General features: G+C 66.4%; 20 protein-coding genes and 1 tRNA gene. 11 read left to right on the forward strand and 10 right to left on the reverse strand.

The features are described from left to right. Positions 1–13 precede the first annotated feature (13 nt). The 3 genes from A2Z13_06775 (at position 14) to A2Z13_06785 (ending at position 3,176) form a co-directional block, all read left to right on the forward strand. Positions 14–655: a hypothetical protein gene (locus tag A2Z13_06775; protein ID OGP76790.1), complete on the forward strand. Its 642-nt coding sequence runs from the start codon at positions 14–16 to the stop codon at positions 653–655. A gap of 84 nt (positions 656–739) precedes the next feature. Continuing rightward, entirely contained in the window at positions 740–2,122 is a 1,383-nt protein-coding gene (gene aspA, locus A2Z13_06780; GenBank protein ID OGP76720.1) for an aspartate ammonia-lyase, read from the forward strand. A gap of 10 nt (positions 2,123–2,132) precedes the next feature. Next, positions 2,133–3,176, forward strand: a complete 1,044-nt coding sequence (locus tag A2Z13_06785; protein ID OGP76721.1) for a hypothetical protein — start codon at positions 2,133–2,135, stop codon at positions 3,174–3,176. On the opposite strand, the gene A2Z13_06790 is transcribed toward A2Z13_06785, so the two are convergent. The 3 genes from A2Z13_06790 to A2Z13_06800 all read right to left on the reverse strand — a co-directional run bounded on the left by A2Z13_06790 (position 3,124) and on the right by A2Z13_06800 (position 7,313). Further along, on the reverse strand, positions 3,124–4,278 hold the full coding sequence (locus tag A2Z13_06790) for an MFS transporter (protein OGP76791.1): 1,155 nt from the start codon (positions 4,276–4,278) through the stop codon (positions 3,124–3,126). The two genes, A2Z13_06785 and A2Z13_06790, sit on opposite strands and share 53 nt — an antisense overlap. Before the next feature lie 61 nt (positions 4,279–4,339). Further along, the gene (locus A2Z13_06795; protein OGP76722.1) at positions 4,340–6,481 is read right to left on the reverse strand and encodes a hypothetical protein; all 2,142 of its coding nucleotides are present in this window, start codon (positions 6,479–6,481) and stop codon (positions 4,340–4,342) included. 61 nt (positions 6,482–6,542) lie between these two features. Then, positions 6,543–7,313, reverse strand: coding sequence for a hypothetical protein (locus A2Z13_06800; GenBank protein ID OGP76792.1), 771 nt, complete (start codon positions 7,311–7,313; stop codon positions 6,543–6,545). Positions 7,314–7,372: 59 nt separating this feature from the next. Between A2Z13_06800 and A2Z13_06805 the strand changes: the two genes are divergently transcribed. Both A2Z13_06805 and A2Z13_06810 read left to right on the forward strand, forming a co-directional pair. Then, on the forward strand, positions 7,373–10,588 hold the full coding sequence (locus tag A2Z13_06805; GenBank protein ID OGP76723.1) for a hypothetical protein: 3,216 nt from the start codon (positions 7,373–7,375) through the stop codon (positions 10,586–10,588). A 79-nt stretch (positions 10,589–10,667) separates the two neighbouring features. Then, on the forward strand, positions 10,668–13,916 hold the full coding sequence (locus tag A2Z13_06810) for a hypothetical protein (protein ID OGP76724.1): 3,249 nt from the start codon (positions 10,668–10,670) through the stop codon (positions 13,914–13,916). On the opposite strand, the gene A2Z13_06815 is transcribed toward A2Z13_06810, so the two are convergent. The 6 genes from A2Z13_06815 to A2Z13_06840 all read right to left on the reverse strand — a co-directional run bounded on the left by A2Z13_06815 (position 13,894) and on the right by A2Z13_06840 (position 18,573). Beyond that, the gene (locus tag A2Z13_06815; GenBank protein OGP76725.1) at positions 13,894–14,073 is read right to left on the reverse strand and encodes a hypothetical protein; all 180 of its coding nucleotides are present in this window, start codon (positions 14,071–14,073) and stop codon (positions 13,894–13,896) included. The genes A2Z13_06810 and A2Z13_06815 overlap by 23 nt on opposite strands. 114 nt (positions 14,074–14,187) lie before the next feature. After that, the gene (locus A2Z13_06820; protein OGP76726.1) at positions 14,188–14,667 is read right to left on the reverse strand and encodes a hypothetical protein; all 480 of its coding nucleotides are present in this window, start codon (positions 14,665–14,667) and stop codon (positions 14,188–14,190) included. After that, positions 14,664–15,692, reverse strand: a complete 1,029-nt coding sequence (locus tag A2Z13_06825) for a hypothetical protein (GenBank protein OGP76727.1) — start codon at positions 15,690–15,692, stop codon at positions 14,664–14,666. The genes A2Z13_06820 and A2Z13_06825 overlap by 4 nt, the downstream gene beginning before the upstream one ends. Continuing rightward, the gene (locus A2Z13_06830) at positions 15,692–16,681 is read right to left on the reverse strand and encodes a hypothetical protein (protein ID OGP76728.1); all 990 of its coding nucleotides are present in this window, start codon (positions 16,679–16,681) and stop codon (positions 15,692–15,694) included. Before A2Z13_06830 ends, A2Z13_06825 begins: the two co-directional genes overlap by 1 nt. After that, the gene (locus A2Z13_06835) at positions 16,654–17,904 is read right to left on the reverse strand and encodes a lysine 2,3-aminomutase (protein ID OGP76793.1); all 1,251 of its coding nucleotides are present in this window, start codon (positions 17,902–17,904) and stop codon (positions 16,654–16,656) included. The genes A2Z13_06830 and A2Z13_06835 overlap by 28 nt, the downstream gene beginning before the upstream one ends. A 135-nt stretch (positions 17,905–18,039) precedes the next feature. After that, the gene (locus A2Z13_06840; protein ID OGP76794.1) at positions 18,040–18,573 is read right to left on the reverse strand and encodes a hypothetical protein; all 534 of its coding nucleotides are present in this window, start codon (positions 18,571–18,573) and stop codon (positions 18,040–18,042) included. A gap of 461 nt (positions 18,574–19,034) precedes the next feature. On the opposite strand from A2Z13_06840, the gene A2Z13_06845 reads away from it, so the two are divergent. The 3 genes from A2Z13_06845 (at position 19,035) to A2Z13_06855 (ending at position 21,933) form a co-directional block, all read left to right on the forward strand. Continuing rightward, positions 19,035–19,110: transfer RNA gene (locus A2Z13_06845), tRNA-Ala, on the forward strand. Between the two features lie 75 nt (positions 19,111–19,185). Next, the gene (locus tag A2Z13_06850; GenBank protein ID OGP76729.1) at positions 19,186–21,423 is read left to right on the forward strand and encodes a primosomal protein N'; all 2,238 of its coding nucleotides are present in this window, start codon (positions 19,186–19,188) and stop codon (positions 21,421–21,423) included. 150 nt (positions 21,424–21,573) lie between these two features. Further along, entirely contained in the window at positions 21,574–21,933 is a 360-nt protein-coding gene (locus A2Z13_06855) for a hypothetical protein (protein OGP76730.1), read from the forward strand. A gap of 18 nt (positions 21,934–21,951) precedes the next feature. Here A2Z13_06855 and A2Z13_06860 read toward each other — a convergent pair whose 3' ends face one another. Then, positions 21,952–22,182: a hypothetical protein gene (locus tag A2Z13_06860; GenBank protein OGP76731.1), complete on the reverse strand. Its 231-nt coding sequence runs from the start codon at positions 22,180–22,182 to the stop codon at positions 21,952–21,954. A 221-nt stretch (positions 22,183–22,403) separates the two neighbouring features. Here A2Z13_06860 and A2Z13_06865 point away from each other — a divergent pair, with 221 nt between their 5' ends. From A2Z13_06865 to A2Z13_06875, 3 genes are read left to right on the forward strand one after another with little or no spacing between them, the layout of a single operon-like run. Then, positions 22,404–22,811 (forward strand): hypothetical protein, encoded by a 408-nt coding sequence (locus tag A2Z13_06865; GenBank protein OGP76732.1) that lies wholly within the window; start codon positions 22,404–22,406, stop codon positions 22,809–22,811. Between the two features lie 8 nt (positions 22,812–22,819). After that, positions 22,820–23,056, forward strand: a complete 237-nt coding sequence (locus A2Z13_06870) for a hypothetical protein (protein OGP76733.1) — start codon at positions 22,820–22,822, stop codon at positions 23,054–23,056. Continuing rightward, positions 23,032–23,943, forward strand: a complete 912-nt coding sequence (locus A2Z13_06875; GenBank protein ID OGP76734.1) for a hypothetical protein — start codon at positions 23,032–23,034, stop codon at positions 23,941–23,943. The genes A2Z13_06870 and A2Z13_06875 overlap by 25 nt, the downstream gene beginning before the upstream one ends. Positions 23,944–23,960: the final 17 nt, after the last annotated feature.

The raw sequence follows: 23,960 nt of genomic DNA on the forward strand, positions 1-23,960 counted from the left end.
AACGGAGGGCGGCGTGCAGAAGCTGATCGCGGGGATCCACAGGTTCCGGAAGCAGTACTGGAGCGAGAACCGGCAGCTGTTCGAACGGCTGGCCGAGCAGGGTCAAACCCCGGAAGCGCTGTTCATCACCTGCTGCGACTCGCGCGTGGACCCGGTGGTGATCACCCACGGCAAGCCGGGGGACCTCTTCGTCTTCAAGAACATGGGGAACTTCGTCCCCCCCTACTCGGAGAACCCGCTCGAAGGCACCGGGGTGGCGGCGGCGGTGGAGTATGCCGTCGCGCACCTGCAGGTGCGGGACATCATCGTCTGCGGCCATTCCGACTGCGGAGCGATGAAGGCCTTGTACAGCGACCGTTCGCACTACGCCGACACCCCCCATATCGGGGAGTGGCTGAAATACGGCGAGCGCACGATGCGGATGGTCACCGAAAGCTATCCCGAACTGTCCAGGGAGGAACGGCTGAAGATCACCCCCAAGGAGAACGTCCTCGTCCAGATGGAGAACCTGAGGACCTTCCCGGTCGTCCTGAAGGCGGTGAAAGAGGGTCGGCTCCATGTCCACGCGTGGTTTTTCGATATCCGGATGGGCCGTGTCTACAGCTATTCCCCCGAGAAGGAGCAGTACGAGCCGATCGGTTATGAGGAAGGGTAGGCTGCGGAGGGGACGGGAGGAAACCGCCCCATCCCGGAGGGAATCCCACGGGATGTCGGGACGGAGATCACCGGGAGACGGACGATGAGCGAGTTCCGCGTGGAAAAGGACTCGATGGGCGAGGTTCAGGTTCCGGCGGAGGCGTACTTCGGGGCGCAGACGCGCCGCGCCGTCGAAAACGGCCCCGTGAGCGACGCCCCCATGCCCCTGCCGGTGGTACACGCCGTGGCGATGATCAAGGGGCTGGGCGCCGAGGTCAACGCGGGGCTGGGCATTCTTCCTCCGAACCTGGCGGAATCGATCTCCCGGGCCGCCCGAGAGGTGCTGGAGGGGAAGTTCGACAAGGAGTTCGTTCTCGATGTCTTCCAGACCGGGTCGGGGACCTCGACCAACATGAACGTCAACGAGGTGCTCGCCAACCGGGCCAACGAACTGCTGGGGCGGCCCAAGGGGAGCTACGCGCCGGTCCACCCCAACGACCACGTCAACCGGTGCCAGTCCAGCAACGACATCATCCCGTCGGCCATCCGGATCGCGGCGCGCAGGCAGCTCTCCGGCTCCCTCCTCCCGGCCCTTGAGCTGCTGCGGGACGCCCTGGCGGCGAAGTCGCGGGAGTTCTCCGACATCCTGAAGATCGGCAGGACCCACCTGCAGGATGCGGTCCCCGTGACCCTGGGCCAGGAGTTCTCCGGTTACGCCTCCCAGGTGGACCACGGGATCCGCCGGATCCGCGCGACGTTTCAGGACCTGGAGGAGCTTCCGCTGGGTGGGACCGCCGTCGGTACGGGCCTGAACGCCCACCCCGAGTTCGGCGCGAGGACCGTCGCGGAGATCGACACGGTCACCGGCATCCCGTTCCGGCCGGCGGAGAACCGTTTCGAGGCGATGGGCGCGCAGGATCCCCTCGTCTCGGTGAGCGGCGCGCTGAAAACGATGGCGGCCTCCCTCATCAAGATCTGCCACGACCTGAGGCTCCTTTCCTCCGGCCCGCGGTGCGGGATCGGGGAGATCGACCTGCCATCGCTCCAGCCGGGGTCCTCCATCATGCCCGGGAAGGTCAACCCGGTGATCCTGGAGATCGGGATCCAGGCGGGCGCGCAGGTGATCGGGAACGACGTGGTGGTGACCCTTGGCGGCTCGCTCGGCGTTCTGGAGCTCAACGTGATGCTCCCCGTCATGGCCCGCAACCTTCTCGAGTCGATCGGGCTTCTCTCCGCCGCGTCACGCCTTCTGGCGGAACGGTGTGTTTCCGGGATCACGCCCAACCGGAAGCGGTGCGCGGAGCTGATCGAACAGAGCCTGGCGATGGTGACCCCGCTGGCCGTCAAGATCGGGTACAACCAGGCCGCGCAGCTTGCGCACGAGGCCTACCACGGCGGCAAGACGATCCGTATCCTACTGAAAGAAAAAGGGTTTCTGGCGGATGCCGAGATCGAGCGCGTACTCGATCCCAAGGGGATGATATAATTAAAAACTTATGGATACGGTTACTCACGGGCTGACCGGGTGGCTGATCGCCAGGGCGGTCCCTTCGGAAGCGGGAAAGAAAGAGGCGACCCTCGCGGTTGTCGCGGGATCGGTTCTCCCCGACGCCGATAACGTCGCCTCCCTGCTCGGCAGCGAGTTCTACCTGCGGATCCACAGGGGAATATCCCACTCCTTTGCCGGCGTTGCGGTGACGTCGCTGCTGGTCGCCTTGTTGCTCTATCGATTCGGGAAGTGGAAGGACCTGAAGAAGCTCTACCTGCTCGCGCTGCTCGGGCAGCTCTCGCACATCGCCCTCGATCTTCTCAATTCCTACGGGACGCAGATCTTCCAGCCGTTTTCCGACGCGCGGGTGTCGCTCGACCTGCTGTTCATCGTCGACATCGCGTTCACGGGGATCATCGTCCTCGGGCTCCTTCTGTCCCGTTACCGCCCATCGCGCGCGCGCGCGGCCCTTGTCGTTCTTGCCGCATACGTCGGGTTTGCGGCCTTCCTCCACCTGCGGGCGGAGGACGCCGTACGGGAGGCGGCCGTCCGCCACGGCGTCCCCGTGGTTTCCTCGTGGGCGCTGCCGCGGATGGGTGAAATGCAGTCCCTGCCGGACCTCGGGCTGGGACGGAGGGCCGAAGCAGCAGTGGATTCCCGAAGGTCGGGAACACCCCCGGGTGTTCCCGGAGTTCCGGGCCGAAAGGGATTCCCGTTCCCTGCCGGCCCGTTTGCCTGGAACGGCTTCGTGGACGACGGGGCGACCTACCTGCGGGCGGAGGTCGACCCCTTCGACGGGGCGATCGCCTGGAAGGAGCGCGCGCGGAAAGGGCGGGACGTGCCGGAAGCGCGGGCTCTCGGGAATCTCCCGGATGTCCGGACCTACCTCTGGTTTGCGCGCTTCCCCACGGTGTACGTTTCTACGGTGGAGGGGAAGACGGTCGTAACCTTTTTCGACCTGCGGTTCGGCGGAGTGGCCGCCCGCCGCCCGTTCGTCCTCAAGGTGATCGAGTCGCCCGGCCGCTCTCCGCAGGCGATGTGGGGCTCTTGAGGGACAGCAGCAGCGCGGCCGCGAGGAGCGCCAGCGTTGCGCTCAGCCCGAAGGCGGCTCCCGCCCCGCGCCATTTCCAGATGGCGCCGAAGAGGACGCTTGCCGGAAGGGCGGAGACCCCCACCACGAGGTGGAACCACCCGTAGGCGGTTCCGCGACGCTCGGGGGGGATGAAGTCGGCGACCAGCGCCCGCTCCACCCCCTCGGTCGCAGCCGCGTACAGTCCATACACCAGGAACAGCCCCACCATCCAGGCCGGCCCGCGGGCCAGGCCCCACGCGGCGTACGTTACGGCATAGACGATCCACCCCGCGACGACCACCTTCCTGCGGTCCCACCGGTCGGAGAGGATCCCCGCGGGGATGGAAAGGGAGGATTTGACGACGTGGAACGCCCCCCACAGCAGGGGGACGTACGCGACGGGAATGCCCGACTCCACCGCGCGGAGGATGAGGAAGGCGTCGCTTGCGTTCCCGAGGGTGAACAGGCAGACGATCAGCAGATAGCGGCGGTAGGCGGGCGGTAGCCGACCGTCTCCGAGTTTTCCCCCTGCGTGGACCGGAGCGGGGGCTTGCGGCTCCCGCACGAGAAAAAGAAGCGCCGCGACGGCGGCCGCCCCGGGGATCGCCGAAAGAAAGAAAACGGTCCGCAGGGAGAGCCCCGCGCCGGAGAGGAGCAGGAAAGCGGCCAGGGGGCCGACCACCGCCCCCAGGTGGTCCATCGCCCGCTGCAGCCCGAAGGCGCGCCCGCGGTCTTCCGCCGGGACGGATGTGGCGATCAGGGCGTCGCGGGGGGAAGTCCGGATCCCCTTGCCGATCCGGTCCGAGAACCGCACGGCCAGGACATGTCCCCAGGAAGTGGCAAACCCCACCAACGGGCGCATGGCCGCGGACAGGCCGTACCCCGCCGCAACCAGCGGCTTCTTTCGTCCCATCCGGTCGGACCAGACGCCGGAAAAGAGCTTGAGGAGGCTGGCGGTGGTTTCGGCCACCCCTTCGATCATCCCGAGGGCGGCCGGGCCGGCGCCGAGCGTTGTCGTGAGGAACACGGGGAGGAGGGGGTAGATCATCTCGCTCGAGAAGTCGGTGAGCAGGCTCACCATCCCGAGGGCGAGGACGTTTCGATGAAGGCGCGCGCGGGCCACGCCGCGATTATACCGGTGTTCACCGGTTCCGCAACAGGCGAAGGCCGTTGGCGATGACGAGCAGCGTCGTCCCCATGTCGGCCGCCACCGCCATCCAGAGCGTGGCGGTCCCGGCCACGGCCATCGCGAGGAAGCCGGCCTTGATCGCGAGGGAGGCCACGACGTTCTGACGGATGGCCGACACCATTTGCCGCCCCAGAACGACCGCGGCGGGGATCTTGCGCAGGTCTTCCGTCATCAGGGCCACGTCCGCCGTCTCGATGGCCGCGGGGGACCCCGCCGCGCCCATCGCGATCCCGACGGAGGAAAGCGCCAGGGCAGGGGCGTCGTTGACGCCGTCCCCCACCATCGCCACGGTTCCGTACCGGTCGACCAGCTCTCTGACTTTCCGTAGCTTGTCCTCGGGAAGAAGATCGGGGAACACCTCGTCGATCCCCACGGCCACTCCCATCGCGCGGGCAGTCTCGGGGCGGTCCCCGGTGAGCATCACCACGTGCTCGACCCCCAGTGCCACCAGCGAGCGGACCGCGGACGGCGCCTCGTCGCGAATCTCATCCTCCATCTCGAGAACGCCCGCTACGGAGTGCGATGTCCCCACGATCGAAACCATGCGGGACGTCTCCTTCCGGTCGGAAGAAAGGAGGGCGTCCAGTGCGAACGGCGCGGTCCCGATCTCCTCGAAGAGCCGGCGGTTGCCGACGAATACCCGTCTCCCTTCGACCTCCGCCGAAACGCCGCGCCCCTCGAGAACTTCCAGCGTGCGCGCCAGCGTCCCCCTGGCCGCAAGCGCAACCTCCCTTCGCCGGGCCTCGTGCCGGATCGCCTCGGCGACCGGGTGGGCGGAGCCTGCTTCCACGGCGCCCGCCAGCCGCACAACCTCTTCCTCCGAAGTCCCCTCCGTCGCCCGGACGCGGGTGATCCTCAGCTTCCCGCGGGTGAGCGTCCCCGTCTTGTCGAAGGCCACCGCGCGGACCTTGCCGAGCGCCTCCAGGTGGTGCGCCCCCTTGACCAGGATTCCTTCGCGGGTGGCGCGCGTGAGCGCGGCGACGGTGACGACGGGGGCCGCCAGGACGATCGCGCACGGGCATGCGATGACGAGCAGGACGAGAGCGCGGTAGGCCCAGCCGGAGAGCGCGCCGGCCCCCAGCAGGGGGGGAAGAGACGCCACCAGGACGGCGGCGGCCAGCACCGAGGGGGTGTAGACCGCGGCGAACCGGTCCATGAAGGCCTGGATGGGTGCCTTTTGCGACTGGGCCTCCTCGGTCCGCCGCAGGATCCGGGCGTACGCGGATTCCGACAGCGGCAAGATCGCCTCGGCGAGGAGGAGGCTTCGCCCGTTCACCGTGCCGGCGTAAAGGGGGTCGCCCTCGCGCTTCTCCACGGGGATCGACTCGCCGGTGAGCATCGCTTCGTTGAGGTCGGAGCTTCCCTTGTAGACGACCGCGTCCACGGGCACCCGCTCGCCGGGCCGGAGGATCAGCAGGTCGCCCGGCCGCACCTCCTCCGCGGCGACGGTCCGTTCCCGCCCTCCGACTCCCCCTTCCCGGATGACGGCGGTTTCCGGGGAAAACGCAAACAGGCTGGCGGTGGCCTTGCGGGCCCGATCGAGGCTCCTCGCTTCGAGGTAGTTGGCCAGGGCGAACAGGGTGACCACCCCGCCCGCTTCCGCCCACTCTCCCATCACGGTGGCCCCCGAGACGGAGATCGTCATGAGGGCGTTCATCCCCAAGGAGCGGTTGCGGAGCTCCCGCGCACCGCGGACGGCAATTGGCGCCCCGCCGGCGAGGACCGCGGCAAGGAAGAATCGTCCCGCCCAGGGGGAGACGGGGAGAAAGAAAGCGAGCAGGGTCCCCGCAAGGAACAGGGAGGCGGACAGATAAAACGTGGTGAGAGGGGCCTTTGGCGCTTCGGGGATGTCGGCTTTCCTCAAGGATTCGTCCACCGGGTGGCCCTCCATCCCGATCGTACGAAGGGCCGCGAGGATTTCCTCGAGCTCTCCCCGGTGGCGCACCTCGAGCTGCCGGGAGAAGAGGTGGAAGGTCAACGCCTCGATCCCGCCGAGTCTGCCCAGGGCGGCGCGGATCTCCTTCTCCTCGTCCGGACAGTCCATCGCCGGGATGAAGATCCGCGACAGGGTTGTGTTTCGGCTGTTTACCATCATTTCTATTTTACGGTGGTTCGATAGGAAGGATCCCTCTCCGGATGACAAATCGCGCGGGCCGTTACGCCTTGCGGCCGACGAAGATCCCCTTTTCGTCCGAGTACGAGGCGACCCGGCTTCCATCAACCCGGACCCGGAAGAATTCCCTCGCGCGGGGGAACGCTCCGAGGAACATCTCCTCGACTTCCCGCTGGACGGCCTCGGTCCTTCCGGTGCGGCTCACCCATTCCCGGAACGGGTGCTCTTTCCATGCGCAGGAAACGTGCAGGAGGGACAGGCCCGCTTCTTTCAGGAAAAAGACCCACTCCTCGATACGGTAGCTGCGCACGTGCGTGGGGTCGCGGACCTTCTCGATCCCGTTCATGAAGGCGTCCAGCGCCGGGTCCTCCGGGACGACGCTGTCGATGATGCCCACCAGCCCGCCGGGCCTGGCGATGCGGACGAACTCCGAGACCGCCGCGCGCACGTCCGGGAAGTGATGGGGGGCGATGCGGCAGGTGACCCGGTCGAACGTAACGGAGGGGAACGGAAGGCATTCCGCGTCCGCGACGACGAAGTCGATATTCCCGCGGCGCTGTTCCCGGGACAGGGTACGGGCCTCCCGGAGCATTTCCGGGGTGAGGTCCGAGGCAATCACCCTGCGGACGCCGGAGGAGATGGCGACCGCCGTGTGGCCGCCCCCGGTGGCCACGTCGAGGACGACGTGGGAGGGCTCGAGCGAAAGCCAGGAGATCAGGATCTTCCGGTCGTCGGGGTCGGCGTGGTCGCCGCTTACGCGGTACCGACCGGCTACCCCCGCGAACTGGGTCCGGGTTTTTCTTTTCGTAGGCAGTTCCTTCAAGATCTCCTCCACGGCCTATTTTCCGCCGGGGCGAGGACGATTACAATGGGATGGCGATGACCGATCCCGCCCACCCCGTTTCCCGGCTTTTTGCAGGACCTTTTCCCGCGATCGAGGAGAAGCTTCTCTCGCGTCTTCCCGACAAGCTGGTTCGCGCCGGGGGGTGGGAGCAGGTCCTCCTCGTCCCGTCGAACGAGCTGCGGGAACACCTGCTGCGCCGGCTCGCGGCCCGCTGGGAAGGCGTTGCCGTCGGGGCTTCCATCCAGACCCTCTTCGATTTCGCGCTCCGGCTGCTCAAACACAGGGGAGTATTTCCCCGGGAGCTGCCCCCGGCCCTGATGTCGGCGGCGCTGTCCGAGGCGGTCCGGGAGGTCTACACGGGGGGAGGAGGGGACTTCGCGGCGATCGCCGGGACGCCGGGATTCCTTCCGGCGCTCTCCCGCACGCTGACCGATCTCGAAGAGGGTTGGCTCGGGGCCGACGTACTCCTCCTGGCGGAGCGGAAGGCCAGAGGAGAGGGCCGTGCCGGTAAGGCGGACCGGTGGGCCGAGTGGCGCAGGCTCGTCGAGACGGTCGAGCGGAAGGTCCACGCGATGGGAGGGATGACGCGCCGGCGGATCTTCCAGGAAGCCGTTTCCGGGTTCGAGCAGCCCGGCTACCCCTTCCGCGTTTCCCTCTATGGTTTCTACGATTTCACGCGGCTGCAGTGGACCCTCGTCGAGGCGCTCCTGGGGAGCGGTCTCCTCGACGAGGCGTACTTCCCGGGGATTTTTCGGGAGGACGGCTCTCTTTCCCCCGCCTGTTTCTACGCGATGCTTACGTGGGATCGCCTCTCGCGCGCCTTCGAGGGGAACGTGGTGATTCTCGCCGATCCAGCGCCGCCGGATCTGCGCGCGGTTCGGGAAAGGATCTTCTCCCTGTCCTATCCCGAAACCCTTGCGCCCGCCCCGGTGACGATCCTGTCCGCTCCTCACGAGGAGGGCGAAGCGCGGCTGTCGGCCCGCCAGGTCCGCCGCTGGCTCGACCGTCATCCCGGGGAGGAGATCCTGCTGGTCTCCCGGCGCTTCGAGGAGGATGCGATTTCCGCCTGGGAACGCGCGGCGGCGGAATACGGCGTCCGAACGGTGGAGCGGTTGACCGTTCCTCTCGCATCGGCCCCGCCGGTACGGGTGCTGCTCCAGATGATCGAGGCGGCCAGGGAGGATTTTCCTCGGAGGAAGGTGATCGACGTCCTCTCTTCTCCGTACCGCCGCCCTGCGGCCGCGAAGCCCCGCAGACAGCCGCGGCCGGACCTGTGGGACGTCTGGACCCGCGAGTTGCTGGTCGTTTCCGGGAACGACTGGGAGAAGCGTCTTTCCCGCCTCCGCCCCCGGGATCGGGAGGATGGGGAAGGGGAAGCGGGGGAAGAGCAAAAAGCGCAGCTTGCGCTCCTCAAGGCAGAGGTCCGCGCCCTTCGTGCATCGCTGCGTCCGTTGCGGGAGGCCAAGGGCTATTGCGGCCTGGCACGGGACCTGCGGCGGATCCTCGTCGGAAATTTCCGCCTCGTCGACGACGCCAGCAACGAAGCCGAACGGGACCGCCGGGCCCTCTCCGCGCTCCTCTCGCTGCTGGACGACATCGAACGGATCCCTGCGCGCGCGGTCCGTTGGCCGGGAGCCGACGAGGCGATTTCCTGGTTTGCGACTCTGCTTGCAAGCCATCGCATCTTCGCCGGAGAGAGAGGCGGGATGCGGGTTCCCGGGGCGGTCATCGCCGGCGACCTCAACACGCTGCGGGGCGTCACCGCGGACCGGGTGATCTTCCTGTCGGCGAACGAGGACCTCGTACCGGCCCAGATCGACGAGGACCCCCTCCTGCCCGACGCGGACCGGGAGGCGCTCAACCGGCTGGCGCGGCAGGCGGGGTTCCCCGAGGCCCTTTCCCTCCAGCGGCGCAACGCGGCCCAGGAGAAGCTCCTGTTCACCTTGCCGGCGGCGCAGGCTCGGCGGGAGATCGCCTTTTCCGTCCTCCGGGCGGACGCCGAGGGCGCCGTGAAGCGTCCTTCCCGGTATCTTCTCCACCTCCTTGCGCAGTTTGCCGGCCCGGGAGTCTTTGCGGAAGAGTGGGCGTCGGCGGCGAATGCGCCCGTCCGTTTTCTTCCCCGCTCTCCCTTCGCGATGCTGCGTGCGGAGGGTCCCTTGAGCCCGAGGGAAGAGGTGCTTCGTTCATGGCGCGACGGGTTCCCGCCGAAAGACGGAGCGGACGGGATTCCATGGCGCAGGATCGTGGCGACGCTTTCGGAGTGGGAGAGCCGACAGGCGGGGAGTTCCCTCTTTCCCGGTCTCGGGGCGGCTGCGTCGCGGCCGACGTGGAGCGCGACGGAGCTGGACCTGCTGGCCCGCTGCCCGTACCGGTACTTCCTGCAATACCGGTTGGGACTTACCCCGGTCGAGGAGCCGGAAGAGGAGCTGTTGCTTACGCCTGCCGAGTCGGGGCTCATCCTCCACGACATCCTCCACTTGCTGGGGAAGGACGTCCTCTCCGGGAAAGGGTGGGGGGACGTCGCGCTCGCAGCAAGGAAAGCTTTCGCCCGTTTCGCGCGGGAGAATCCCACCGGCCTGCCGGGACTGTTCCACCTGCGGTGCCGGGAGATCGAGCGGGACGCCGCCGCCTTTGTGGAATGGGAGCGAAGCCGCGCGGGCGACCCGGAAGCGTACCGGGTGGCGGGTGTGGAGCTCCGGTTTACGGTGGCGGGGGAGAGGCGCCTCCCCGCCTTCCGCGGCAGGGTCGACCGCATCGACCGGGGCGAGGCGGGAGAGGCCGAGATCATCGATTACAAATACCGCGACGGTACGCGCGAGAAGGCGCCGCTCGAATGGATCCTGCACGGCCTTGCCAACCAGATCCCGGTTTACCTCGCTTTTGCCCGGACGCTTTCACCGCCGCCTCCCGACGTCCGCGCTTCCCTTTTCTTTCTGAAGAACGGGGTCCGGCCCGTGACGGTCGCGGGCGAGCAATGGAAAGCCGTGCGGGACGAGTGGTCCGCTGCCCTTTCCGACTGGATCGCGCTCGACCGGTCGGGAACGTTCCCGCCTCTTCCCCACCATCGGTTCGGCTACGCGGGCGGTCCTCCGCCGCGATATTGCGACGCCTGCCCCTTCGCGGACCACTGCCGCGTGTCGCCGCGATACGAGGGGGCGAAACGGGAGACGGAGGCGCTTTCGCGCCGGGTGGGCGAAGACCCCGCCCTGCAGGGGATCGGAGAGCACCGTCCTGCGATGAAATGATCTCATCGATAGCGGGGGACACTCCTGGTTTTATCTTCGAGGAAAAAAGAATTTCCCCCCGTTATCCGGGGTACTCGTAATGGAAAGCGATCGCATAAGGGCCGTCACGGATTTCGGCCGCGACATCGCGGTGGACGCCTCCGCGGGGACGGGGAAGACGGCGACCCTGATCGCGCGCGTGACGAACCTCTTTCTGGCCCGGAAAGAACTCCTCCCCGACCAGGTCCTGCTCCTGACGTTCACCGACAAGGCGGCGGCCGAAATGAAGTCCCGGGTGGTGGAAGGGCTGGAGCTGCTGCTGACCGCCTGCCGGTCGGCATCCTCCCTGGAAGAAGTGCAGGAAAAGGTCGCGGCGTGGAACTCCCTCGTGCGGGTTCCCGGCGGGGAGGAGGGGGAGCTTGCGGTCCTCCGGGAGCGCGTGGAAGAGCTGGTGGACGGAGTGGGAAGGCTCTCCGTCACCACGTTCCACTCCTTCTGCCGGCGCATCCTTCTTTCCTTTCCCGCGGAGGAGGGGGTCGACCCGAGGTTCGAGGTGCTTCCGGAAGGGGAGGCGTCCGACGCATGGGACAGCGCCTTCCGCGCGTTCCTGCGGTCCGAGTTCGGGGGGGAGAAAACCGATTCCTCTTGGGAGCAGGTGCTCTTCGGCGCACCGGGCCAGGACGCCGTCTGGTCGATGATTCGCCGCCTTTGCCTTTCCCAGCGGGACCTTCTTGCGGCGGGGGAGCTCGATTTCGGGTCGCCGGCCGATTTCCTCGCGTACCTGAGGCGGGAGTATGCCGGCCCGCTCGAATGGTTCCGGACCTTCGTCGGCGGGATCGAAGACCCTTCCCACGAGATGGCCCCGGTACTCGCCGATGCCTTGTCGGTTCTAGAAAAGGCATGGGAGGCGGTTTCGCGGGACGACCTTGCGGCCGCGGCCGCGTTGGCCGCGCAAGGGGTGGTTGCCTTCGGGTTCCGGGCCGACCGGACGAGGAGCAGGAAAAATTTTCCTCTGCCTTCCGGCTTTACGCTGGCGCAGGCGCGGGACGCGCTGAAGAGTTTCTGGCGGGAGCTGTCGAAGACGCCGGCGGGCGACGCCGCCGCCCGTTTCCTCGTGGACCGGGCGCGCGCGGCGCTTGCGTTCTACGAGAAGTCGAAGGGGAGCGGGCTCGATTTCATGGACCTGCTGCTCCGTGCGAACGGCCTGCTCGCGCGGAACCGCGAGGTGGCGGCATCGCTCTCGGAGCGGTTCCGCTACATCTTCGTGGACGAGTTCCAGGACACCGATCCCCTGCAGGCGGAGATGCTCCATGCCCTCTCCTCGGACGGCTCGCCGGGAAGGCTGTTCGTGGTCGGCGACCCGAAGCAGTCCATCTACGGCTTCCGGCGGGCGGACATCCAGGTCTACGCCCATTTCCGGGAGAAGATGCTCTCGCAATCGGGGGAAGGGATCGCGCTCGTCCGCAACTTCCGGAGCCGGCCCGACCTGCTTGCGACCGTCAACGGCCTCTTCGGACACGTCCTCTCCGGCGGGGAGGATTTCTCCCCCGTGTACGTCCCCGTGGTCCCCCATCGACAGGACCCGGGCACCGGCTCTGCGGTGACGCTGTACACACTGGGAGAGGAGGTCCGCGAAGCGGAATTCGTTTGCGCGCTGGTCCAGGGGATTGTCGGAAGGGTCGTCGTGGGGGGAAAGGGCGGGGCGCCTTCGGTTCCGGCCTCGTTTCGCGACATCGCGGTCCTGTACCGGTCGGACACGGGCGGGGAGGTGCTTTCCGCCTTCCGCGAGGCCTTCGGCAAGGCGGGGATCCCGCTCGTCGTGCCTCCGCGGAAAGGATTCTATGCCCGTCAGGAGGTGCAGGACCTGCGGATGGTCCTCTCTGCCGTCGATGCGCCGGCGGACCTCTCCGCGCGATACGCGGCGCTCAAGACGATCTTCTTCGGGCTGCGGGACGAGGAGATCCTGCCGCTCTACGCGGACGGCGGGTCGCCCCCGTCGGCCAGGGTGCGCGACGCGCTCGATCTCCTGGCGCGCCTCTCCGCAACCAGCGGGAGGGCGTCGCTTTCCGGCCTCCTGGCCGAGCTCTACCGGGAGGCGGGGGTGGAGTTCGTGGCGGCGCGGCTTCCCGACGGGGACCGCATCGTCCAGAATCTGGCGAAGGCCGCCGGGATGGCGAGGGCGTTCGAGTGGACCGGCGGCGGCTCCGTGAAGGCGTTTCTCGCCGACCTGCGGCGCAAGACGGAGGAGGACCGGCAGGAAAGCGAGTTCCCCTCCTTCGACGAAGGGGAGAACGCCGTTCAGATATCCACCATCCACGCCTCCAAGGGGCTGGAATTCCCCATCGTGATCCTGGCCAACCTCTCGCGGGGGGGAAGGAAGCGCGTCGAGGGGCTTCGGGTGGACCGGGTCCGGAGGCTTTCCGCGGTGATTTTCCCGGGATTCAAGACCTATTCCGCATTCCGTCAGATTCCCCTCGGCGCGGCAACCGCGACCTTCGAGCAATGGGAGCAGGCGAAGCAGGACGCGGAGGAGGTCCGCCTGCTCTATGTCGCCGCGACCCGCGCGCGCGACCGGCTCTATCTGGTGGAAGGATCGAAAGGCCAGGGGTCGGGACAAAGGGATGCGCTCCGAAACGGTCTTTCTCGCGCAACGGACGGCGGAGAGGGGAAGTGCGCCGTGACCGGGCTTTCCGGGACGCGACGGGTCTTTGACGGGGGGGGAGAGCTTCTGGAAGTTGTGGTTTCGGAGCCGTTGCCGTTGGAAGAGGTTTCCCCCCCGGCGCCGTTCGACCTTTCCTTTATTAAAGGATGGGCCCCCCCGCCTTCGGTGCCCCCGCACGTTCTTCCGGAACCGCTCTCCCTCAAGGAGTTCCATGACCGGGAGAAGGGGAAGCAGTTCGGGGAGAAAGTCCACAAGGCGCTGGAGTCGGCCCCTCCGGTTTTCGCCCCGTGGCCTCCGCGGGATCCTCTGCCGCCCGCCATTTCCTGGGGGGAAGGCGAGGAGCGGCGGTGGAAGGAGATCTGCCGGAAGATTTCCTCGAGCGCCTTCTGCAGGAAACTGCGCGGAATGTCGCTTGTCGGGACGGAAGTCCCCCTGCTGGCGTGCAGGGACGGGCTATCGAGAGAGGAGCGCGCCGACCTGATCGTCCGCTCTTCCGCAGAATACTGGGTAGTCGACTACAAGACGGGGCGGCGGGAGAAGGCTTCGGAAAAGGATTACTTCCTTCAGGTTCGAACCTACATGGCGATCCTGACGGAATGCTTTCACATACCCGTTCGTGGTTTTATCTGGTACGTCGAAACCGGAGAAGCCTTGGAAGTGCCTCTTACCTCTCCACGAGGCGGATGAGGTTGTTCGCCTTCTTCCGGTGCTCTTCCGTGATCTCGATGGCGTGGACGGTCTTGAGGTGAACGGCGATCTTCCGGACGATCTCTTTTTCTGATTCGTCCTCGACCGCGAAGGTGCAGTTGAGGCCCATCGCCCTGCAGCTGAGTTTTTTCTTCATCGCCCGCCTCCGTCGCGGAATACCGTTGTTGTCAGGAAATTCGACAAGCCGCAATTGAATGGTATTCCCAATCGCGTGCGGGCACAACCGGATAATGCGGGCAGTGGATGCGGGTCAGTGGATCTTCTTCAGGTAGATGAGCTTGTCGTCTCCCTCGTCGTAGTAGTCGGGCAGCGTTGCGGCGAGGGTGCAGCCGATCTTGATGTAGAACTCCCGCGTCGTTCCGTAACTCTCCTTCGATGATGTTTCGATCACGAGGAGCCTTCCCTCGCGGCGCTTCACCTCCTCTTCGACGAAGGCGACGATTCTCCGGCCGTATCCTTTCCCCATCCGGTCGGCGCGGGTGGCCAGCCAGTAGAGGTCGAAAGTGGCTTTCGTCATCGGATTCTTTCCGAAGCAGGCGTAGGCGACGACCGTCCCGTCCTCCTCTTCCAGGACGAAAGGATGGTAGTCGTCCTGCCCAGGCCGGGTGAGGGCGATCTCCACCAGTTCCATCGCCACGTCCACCTCGTGGGGTTTGAACGCGCCCGTGCCGTCGATCAGGCCGCGGACGGCCTCGCGGTCTCCCGCTTCGATCGACCGGATCTTCGTCATCGCACCCCCCGGGCGAGTCCCAGGCGCAGGATCTCCAGAATCAGCGCTTTGTAGGAAAGGCCCCCTGCGCGGGCTGCCCGCGCCAGCCCCGCGTCGGGGGAGATGTCGGGGTTGGGGTTCACCTCGAGAACGAACAGCTTGCCGTTGCCGTCGGTCCGGAAGTCCACGCGGGAGTAGCCGCACAACCCGAAGACCCGGGCGCATTCGATCGTGAGCAGGGTCAGGCCCGCGCGCAGTTCGTCGGAGACCCCGGCCGGGCACTGCGGGGCGATCTCCGCGTAGGAGGGATGGCCGGGATCCCACTTCGACTCGAAGGAGCAGATCCGCCACCGGCGGTTCCGGTAGACGAGCTCCGCGGGGGGGAAGGTGCGGAAAGGATCCTGTGCCGTACCGTTGCCCAGGACGGCGACGTTGAATTCCCTCCCTCCAACGAACTCCTCGGCGAGCGCCTCCTGTCCGTACCTCCCGATGACGTGCGCCACCCTTCCTTGAAGCCCCGCCTCGTCCTCGACGATGCTGTCTTCCGTGATTCCCGCCGACCCGTCCTCCCTGGACGGCTTCACGATGACGGGGAAGGCAAGGCCGGAGCGCTCCCGCGGGACGTCGGAGTAGAGGCGGAATCCCGGCGTGGAGATGCCGTGGGAGGCGAGGACCCGCTTGGTGAGCGCCTTGTCGTTGCACACCGCCAGCGGCATCGGCCCGTTGCCCGTGTAGGGGAGCCGGAGCAGCTCGAGGAAGGCGGCCGCGTGGGGCTCCTTTTGCGCGGAGTTCAGCGGGCACTCGCTCAAGTTGAAGACGGCGTCCGCGCCGAAGGAGCGGAAGGATTCGGCGAGCGCGACGATGTCCTTCCCGAAGGGGACGATCCGCGCCGCCACCCCCGACTCGTTGAGCCCGTCCGTGACCGAGCGGGCGCTGACGGCGAGGTCCATCGTCTCCCGCATCTTCGCATCCGTCACCCCCGCGAGGGATTCCTCCACGGAGGTGTAGAGCACCGCCACGTTTTTCCCGGCGAGCTCCTGCGGCATCACGGCGGGATCCCCTGGCGGGAGAGAGCGTGTGAGAGAATCTCCGAGATGAGGGAGAGGTAGGGCATCCCCATCCGGTCGGCCATGATCGGGAGGTCGCCGTACCCCGGAGAAAGGCCAGGGAGGGGGTTGCACTCGATGAACTGCGGGACCCCCTTCGCGTCGATCCGGAAGTCGATCCGGGAGAAGTCCCTGCATCCCAGCAGGCGGTAGATCCCCAAGGCGCACCGCTCGATCCCGGCGACGACCCCGGGCGCGAACTGCGGCGGACACCGGTATTCGACCTGGTTCTCCCAGTCGCGCTTGACCTCGAGGGAATACACGAACTCCTCGTTCGGCACATTTTTTGGCGCGATCTCCATGACGCCGACCACGCGCGGACTCTCGTTCCCCAGGATCCCCACGGTGACCTCGGGGCCGGCGATGAACTCCTCGACGATGGCGTCCTGGAGGTACGTCCCGGTGACGAACCGCACCATCTCCCGCGCCTGTTCCGGCGAGGCGGCCCGGGAGGAGAGTCTCACCCCCTTGCTCGACCCCTCGAAGGCCGGCTTTACGATGACGGGGAAGGCAAGACCAGCGCCGGTGAACGCATCGGCCGAGCGGAAGGAACGGAACTTCGGCGTGGGGTACCCTTCGGCGGCGACCAGCCGCTTGGCGACCGGCTTGTCGAGCGTGACGCAGAGCGTCAGCGGGTCCGAGCCGACGTAGGGGATGCCGAGCATCTCCAGGAGGGCGGGGACGTGCGCTTCCCGGCACCGTCCCCCTTCCCCTTCGGCGATGTTGAAGACGATGTCGGGCCGGCTTCGCCGCAGCGCGTCGATGATGCCGGGTCCCGCTCCCAGCCGGGCGACTTCGTGGCCGAGGGCGGAGAGCGCGTTGCAGAGGTGTCCCACGGTCGCCTCCGAGTCGTACTCCTCGAAGGCGTCTTCAGGGAGGTGGGCGGGAGGGTTTGCGGGCCTTACGTTGTAGGAGAGCCCGACTCGCACCGTCTCCTTCTCCGGGCCATACGCTCGTTGCCCGCGGGGATGAGCGTCTTGATTTCTCCGGTCAGCAGGCGGTACACGTCCAGGCGGGGAGGAATCCCCTCCGTCTCCGGCTGGGCGGAAGGCCGCCCGCCGTCACGCGGCTCCTCGTAGCTGACGATGATTCCCTCGTAATTGCGCAGGATCGTCCGCTGCTCGCCCATCGAGAGGATGTAATTCGGCATGAGCGGGATCTTCCCCCCGCCCCCGGGGACGTCCACCACGAAGGTGGGGATGGCCAGGCCGGTGGTGTGCCCCCGCAGCGCCTCCATGATCTCGACGCCCTTCGACAGCCGCGTCCGGAAGTGTTCCAGCCCCCGCACCTGGTCGCACTGGAAGAGGTAGTAGGGCCGCACCTTCGCCTTGACGAGCTGCGTGTTGAGACGGCGGATGATCTCCGGGTGGTCGTTGATCCCCTTGAGGAGGACCGTCTGGTTGCTCACGGGGACGCCGGCTCGGAGCAGCCGGTCGCACGCCTTGCGCGCCTCCTCGGTGACCTCGCGCGGATGGTTGAACTGGGTGTTGAGCCAGATCGGGCCGTACTTCGAAAGCAAAGCGCACAGCTCGTCGTCGATCCGCATCGGGAGGACCACCGGCACGCGCGTGCCGATCCGGATGATTTCCACGTGCGGGATCTTCCGCAGGTTCTTCAGGATGAACTCGATGCGATCGGTGGGAAGCGTGAGGGGGTCGCCGCCGGAGACGATGACGTCCCGGATCTCCTCGTGCCGCTTGATGTAGGAGAACATCTTGGTGAGCTCGAACTCCGTCTTCGCCCCTTCGCCCAGCGCCCAGATCCGCTTCCGCGTACAGTGCCGGCAGTACATCGAGCAGAAGTTGGTCACCACCATCAGGCAGCGGTCGGGGTAGCGGTGCGTGAGGCCCGGGACTGGGCTGTCCTTCTCCTCGTCGAGCGGATCGTCCTCGCCGACGCCCATCCCGAAATACTCCTCGGTGCCCGGGATCGCCTGGAGGGCGATGGGGTCCGCGGGGTCGTCGAACCGGATGAGCGACAGGTAGTAGGGAGTGATGCCGAGGTGATAGATGTCGTTCACGCGGTCGAGGATGGCGGCTTCTTCCGGAGAGAAGTAGCGAAGTCCGGCCAGTTCCCGGATGGAGGTGATGCGGTGGGAAAGCTGCCAGCGGTAGTCGTTCCATTGCTCCCGGGTCACCTGCGGCCACGGCAGGCCTACGGGATTCTGGCTGCCCGGGCCGTTACGCGGCGGAACGGAATCGTCACCAAGGTTTGGGTCCATGTCCTCCTCGTGCGCTCTTCGCCGACCAGGGTTGGGTTGCCCGGTTCCTCCCGTTTTCTTATCGCCTTATCGGCCGCTCGTCTTTACCCAGAGAAATTCGACGGGGGCCTTTCCCTTGTTCGAAAAGGCGAACTCCTTCTCGGGGTAGAAATAGAGGCTCTCCCCTTTTCGTGCCACGTAGGTGGCGCTCCCCAGCCGCAGGCCCAGCCGGCCGGAGAGGACGAACACGTAGTTCTCCCCTTCCTGCGCCGGTTCGAGCGGTGTCTCCTTGCCCGGCTTGATCAGCGCCCGATAGGCGACCATGGAGCGGTAGCGGCTCTTGGGGATCGAAGTCTCGAAGGACTGGTATCCCGTCACGTCGGAGGGAAGCGCTTCCGATTTCCGGAAGAGCACCTTCTCCTCCTCGTCGTCGGCGAAGAAGGAGGACGGGGTTTCGTTCAGGGCGGAGAGAATTTCGAGGAGGTTGGTAACCGAGGGGGACGTGTGGTTCCGTTCGATCTGGGAGATGGCACCCTTGGTGAGGCCGGCACGCTCCGCGAGGTCGGCCTGGGCAAGTCCGTTGATCTGCCGCAGGTGCTTGATCCTTGCCCCGATGTCGATCAATACGGTTTTTTAAACCCCCCGTTTAATAATCTATCCAAATTTTATGAACATGGAAAAACTCTGTCAACAGAAAAATAGCGATTCGTCGAAGAAATTTGTCCGAATGCCGCTCATCGCTATCCGCCGCGGTCCGTTTCTCTATACCCCGGAAAAAGCCCTCCCGCGCGGGACCGAAACGGGATCGCCTGCTGTGCGGCGCCTTGCACCCGGTACCGGCTTCGCCGCCTCGGAGGGGGACTCCGCTCGTGGCTCGACATGCGATGGATCCGCATGTCTGCGCTTTACCTCGCTGCGCCCCCCTCCTGCGGCGGCTGCGCCGGTGACCAGGTGCCCCTTCGTTCGATGCAGCGCAGCCGTTGTCGCTTGAACTGCGCCACGCGTTCCCTGCTTCGCTGCTGCGGGGCCGGCATCCTGTTTGACACCGCGAGCCGAATTGGGGAAAATAGGAAACCCGAGGTGGGGGAGTAGCTCAGCTGGGAGAGCACCACGTTCGCAACGTGGGGGTCGAGGGTTCAAATCCCTTCTCCTCCACCACCTATTTTTCTTGTCGGCTTGACCCCACCTTCCCGCATCGCCTGGCGTGCCAAGCCGGGGTAAGATGACATCAAGATGTCCACGCCGCCGACAACGCCGCTGTATGTGGAAGTGGCCGTGCCGCTTCCGATCGACCATACGTTCACCTACCGGGTTCCGCAGGGGGAGGAAGGGCGCGCGAAGATCGGCGTTCGCGTCCTCGTCCCGTTCGGGCCGCGGCGGGTCACCGGCCTGATCGTCGCGGAGGTGGACGGGTCCGCGCTCGAAGGCCGGGAGGCAAAACCGGTCCTTGCCTTTCTCGACGAGGAACCGTACGTCACTCCCCGCCACCTCGCATTCCTCTCCGCGGCGGCGCGCGAGTGCCTTTCGCCCATCGGCGAGATGCTGCGCGCGGCCCTCCCCCGCGGGCTTCCCCGGAGAGAGGCTCCGTCGGTTCCCCGGACCGAAACATTTTTCCATCCGGCGCCCGGCGCCGACGAATTGCCGATGACGCCCAAGCAGCGGCAAGTGGTCGCGGCGGTCCTCGAGGCGGGGGAGATCTCCGCCTCGGAGATTTCGGCGCGAGTCCCCGGCGGGGCGGACGCCGCCCGGAGACTTGCGGCGAAGGGAATGCTCTTGTCCTCGACGCGGGAGAAACCTGTCGGGCTTTCCGCTGCCCATCTTCCCGACACGTCGGGGGAGATCGTGCCCACGCATCAGCAGGAGGCGGCCCTGGCGAAGGTCGGCGTGGCCCTTGCCTCGGGGAAGTTCGCCGCGTTCGTGCTCCACGGGATCACGGGGTCCGGAAAGACGGAGGTCTACCTGCGGGCCATCGAGCAGGTCCGCCTCACGGGGAGACAAGCGGTGTTTCTCGTCCCCGAGATCGCCCTCACTCCGCAACTGCTCGGGCGTGTGAAGTCCCGGTTCGGGGAGGGGGTGGCCGTCCTGCACAGCGGTCTTTCTCCCGCCGAGCGTGCGGCCCAGTGGAAACGGGTCCGCGCCGGCGAGGTCTTCCTTTCCGTCGGGGCGCGCTCCGCCGTCTTCTCTCCCTTCCCCGTGCCGGGGCTGTTCATCGTCGACGAGGAGCACGATTCCGCCTATAAGCAGGAAGACGGGATCCGCTACCAGGCGCGCGACCTCGCCCTGCTGCGCGGGAAAATGGAGGACGCCGTCGTCCTGCTGGGCTCCGCGACGCCCTCCGCGGAATCCGTCCACAGGACGCGAACGGGGGAGGCCGTGCTCCTCTCCCTGCCGGAGCGGATCGGCGGAAGGGAGCTCCCGGAAATCCTGGTCGTGGACCTCAAGGATCGTGCGGGCATGCGGGGAGCCGACCGCTACTTCTCCCCCGAGCTGGAAGCGGCGATCGAAGAGACCCTCTCCCGCGGGGAGAAGGCGATGCTCTTCCTGAACCGGAGGGGATACGCACCCGCCATCACCTGCCTGGACTGCGGGGAGACCGCTCGCTGCCGGAACTGCAGGGTCTCGTTGACCTTCCACCAGCAGCACGGCGCGCTGTTGTGCCACTATTGCAACGCGCGCACTGCGCCCCCCGAGAAGTGCGCCGCGTGCGGCGGGCACAGGATCGCCCAGGTGGGGATCGGCACGGAGCGCCTGCTTGCATGGGCCGCAAAGCGGTGGAAGGACGCCCGGGTCGCGCGCCTCGACTCCGACGTCAGTCGGCGGAAGGGAGCCTATGGAGAGATTCTCTCCCGGATGCACGCGGGGGACGTGGACATCCTCGTGGGGACCCAGATGATCGCCAAGGGGCACGATTTCCCCGAGGTGACGCTCGTGGGAGTGCTGCTGGCCGACCTGTCCCTCTCCTTTCCCGATTTCCGGTCGGCGGAGCGGACGTTCCAGATCTTGACGCAGGTGGCGGGGCGCGCGGGGAGGGGAGATCGTGCGGGCAAGGTGATCGTCCAGACCCTGTCCCCGGATCACGTCTGCATCCGCATGGCGGCGAGGCACGATTTCGCCGGTTTCATGGCGGAGGAGCTGGCGGCGCGGGAGGCCCTCGGCTACCCGCCTTTCGGGCGGATGCTCCTCCTGCGCCTGTGGGGACCTTCGGCCGGGAAGGTCCGCGAGGCGGCGGCGGAGGTGGCGGAGGCGCTGGCGGGACCGGTATCCGCCGCGGGGATCCAACTGCTGGGCCCCGCGCCCTCGCCCATTTCCCTCGTGAAGCGGAAGCACCATTACCAGGTTCTCCTCAAGATGCCCGTGCGGTTCCCCGTGGGAGATTTCTTCCCTTCGCTGATGCGCTCCCTGCGCGACGTCGTCCGCAAGTACAGCGTCCGCATGGAGGCCGACGTCGATCCCTACAACATGATGGTCTAGCGCGGCCGCGCACCCGGGACTGGCTCCGCCGGATCCTCCTGCGACATGCGCTCCAAACGGAAGGCGCAGCGCCTTCCGTTGATGGCGCGTACCGGCGCCGGCACGGGGATTGCCCTCTCCCGCGGCAAATACTCCTCGGGAGGTCGTGCCATGAGAGTGCATTACGTGCTGAACCACGGCGGGACGCCGGAATCCAGGCTGGCGGATGTGGAAATCCATTTCGAGGAAGGTTTGTTATCCGGACTCAAGCTGGTCGGATGCTCGGTCTGGCGTTCGCGGAAGGGGGAGGAGCCGACGGTCCTCGTCCCTTCCCGGTCGTACGCCACTGCGGGCGGCGTCCGCTACTACGAGCTGCTGCGCCCCTCGGAGGAAGGGAAGCCCGCGGACGACCCTACGGGAAAACTCGCGGTGCGGAACTTCAAGCAGTACATCCGGAACGAGTATGTGAAAATCGCCGCTCTGCCGGAAAAAAAGGGGGAGGGAAACGGGAAAGCGGCAGCTTCCCGGTAACCGGCGGGGGAAAAACGACTACCGGGGTGGGAGGGCCCGTCCTTCCACCCCTTGCGCCATTCTTGCTTCCTGACCGTCGAGGGCGGTTAAAAAGGCTTCCTGCGGCGAAGCCGAAAACATTTTCCTTGCAAGATAGAGGAGGCCGCCCAGGTTGTCTCCCCGGTCTTTTGTGCGTCGTTCCAATACCGTTCCGATCTGTACCTTCGTCTTTCTCACATAATCTACGCGGTACACGGAAACGGGCTTCATCTCACCTCCGCCGTTTCGACATGAATTTGCCTCATTATAGTGACTTGCGGAACAGTAGAACAGAAAAAGTTGATGAAAAAATAACGGATCCGGCCCTACAATCAACTTTTATCTCGTTGAGAGAAGGGAGCGGAATGCCGGATACGGGCGAAAAGGTCGCACAGGCCACACGCCAGCGCGCAGCCGTCTATGCTCACCTCCTTCGCGTTCTTAAGGGAAGATTGGGCGAGGAAGAGGCAGTCGCCATTCTGTGCGAGGCGATTTACGCTCACGGAAAGGAAAAATCCATGAAGGGGTATTCGCTTGCGGCGCGCACCGGTGACCTGGTGCAGGCGGCGAGGGAGTTCGCCAGCCCCGATCCCGTGAAGCAACACCAGTTTGCTCCCCGGATCGTCTCCGCGAACGGGGAAGAGGCGGTGATCGCGATGTCCCGCTGCCCGCTGGTCGACCAGTGGAAGGAAATGGGGTTTCCGCAGGAGGAAGTGTCGCTCCTGTGCCGGATCGCCCATTCGGTCGATTTCGGGACGTGGGAAGGGGCTCTCGGGTTTTCGCTTCGATTCGAGGGGACCCGGGGCGAAGGAAAGGACGAGTGTGTCCTGCGCGTGCGGAAAACCAAGACTCCGAGGTAGCAAAGAGGATGAAGACGAAGGACGTCCATTTCCTCATCATGGTGGTGGTGGTCATCGGGTTGCTCATGGTTCTCTACCTCACCGGGCGTCCCCGCTACTTGACCCGTGCGGAGCCTCACCTGAAAGCCGCTACCGACGCGGAGTGCTTCTCCTGCCATGACGACGGAAAGGTGTTTCCGATGACCAAGGAACACCCGCTCCGCAAGAAGAACTGCCGGCAATGCCACCGGTTCGAACGAAGATAGAGGTGAATCCCGGACGCAGGCTTCCTCCCCTCGGCGCGCACGTCTCGGTGGCCGGAGGGGTCGCCACCGCCCCCGGGCGGGGGAAAACGATCGGCGCCGACGTCATCCAGATTTTTTCCAAGCAGCAGACCCGGTGGATGGGGAAGGCGCTGGAGGAGGACGACGTCCGGGGGTTCCGGGACGAGACTGCCCGCACGGGCGTCCGCACGGTGGCCATCCACTGCGCGTACCTCATCAACCTGGGCTCCGCGAAGGAGGCGGTCCGGACGCGCTCCCTGTACGCGCTCGAGGACGAGGCTTCCCGCGCCGCGATGCTGTCGGTTCCGTACCTGGTGCTGCACCCGGGATCGAGCGGAGAGGACCCGGAAGAAGCCGGGATCGCGCGGATCGCTTCGGCGCTCCGGACGTTCGGCCGGTTCCCCAAGGGGGTGACCCTTCTGCTGGAGAACACGGCCGGGCAGGGGAATTCCATCGGGCGCACGATGGAGCAGATCCGGAGGCTGCTGGACGCCGCCGGGGCCCCGCCGGACGTGGCCGTCTGCCTGGACAGCGCGCATCTGTTCGAGGCGGGATATGATATTGCGAGCGTGGACGGATGGGGGAACCTGCTCGCGGAAATGGAACGGCGCGCCGTCCTGCCGCTGGTGCGGATGTGGCACCTGAACGACTCCCGGACCGATTTCGGAAGCCGCGTCGACCGGCATTTCCACATCGGCGAGGGGAAGATCGGCCTGGACGCCTTCCGGAGGATCCTGACCCACCGCGCGTTCCGCGAGCTGCCGATGGTGCTGGAGACCCCCAAGGACGGGGACGATGATGACGAAATGGACATCCGGAACCTGGCGACGCTGCGCGGGCTCGCCGGTCCCCGCCGGAAAAAGGAATAGGGAAGAGGAGCAGGGGA

Source organism: Deltaproteobacteria bacterium RBG_16_64_85 (genome assembly GCA_001798885.1).
GTDB lineage: Bacteria > Desulfobacterota > Deferrimicrobia > Deferrimicrobiales > Deferrimicrobiaceae > FEB-35.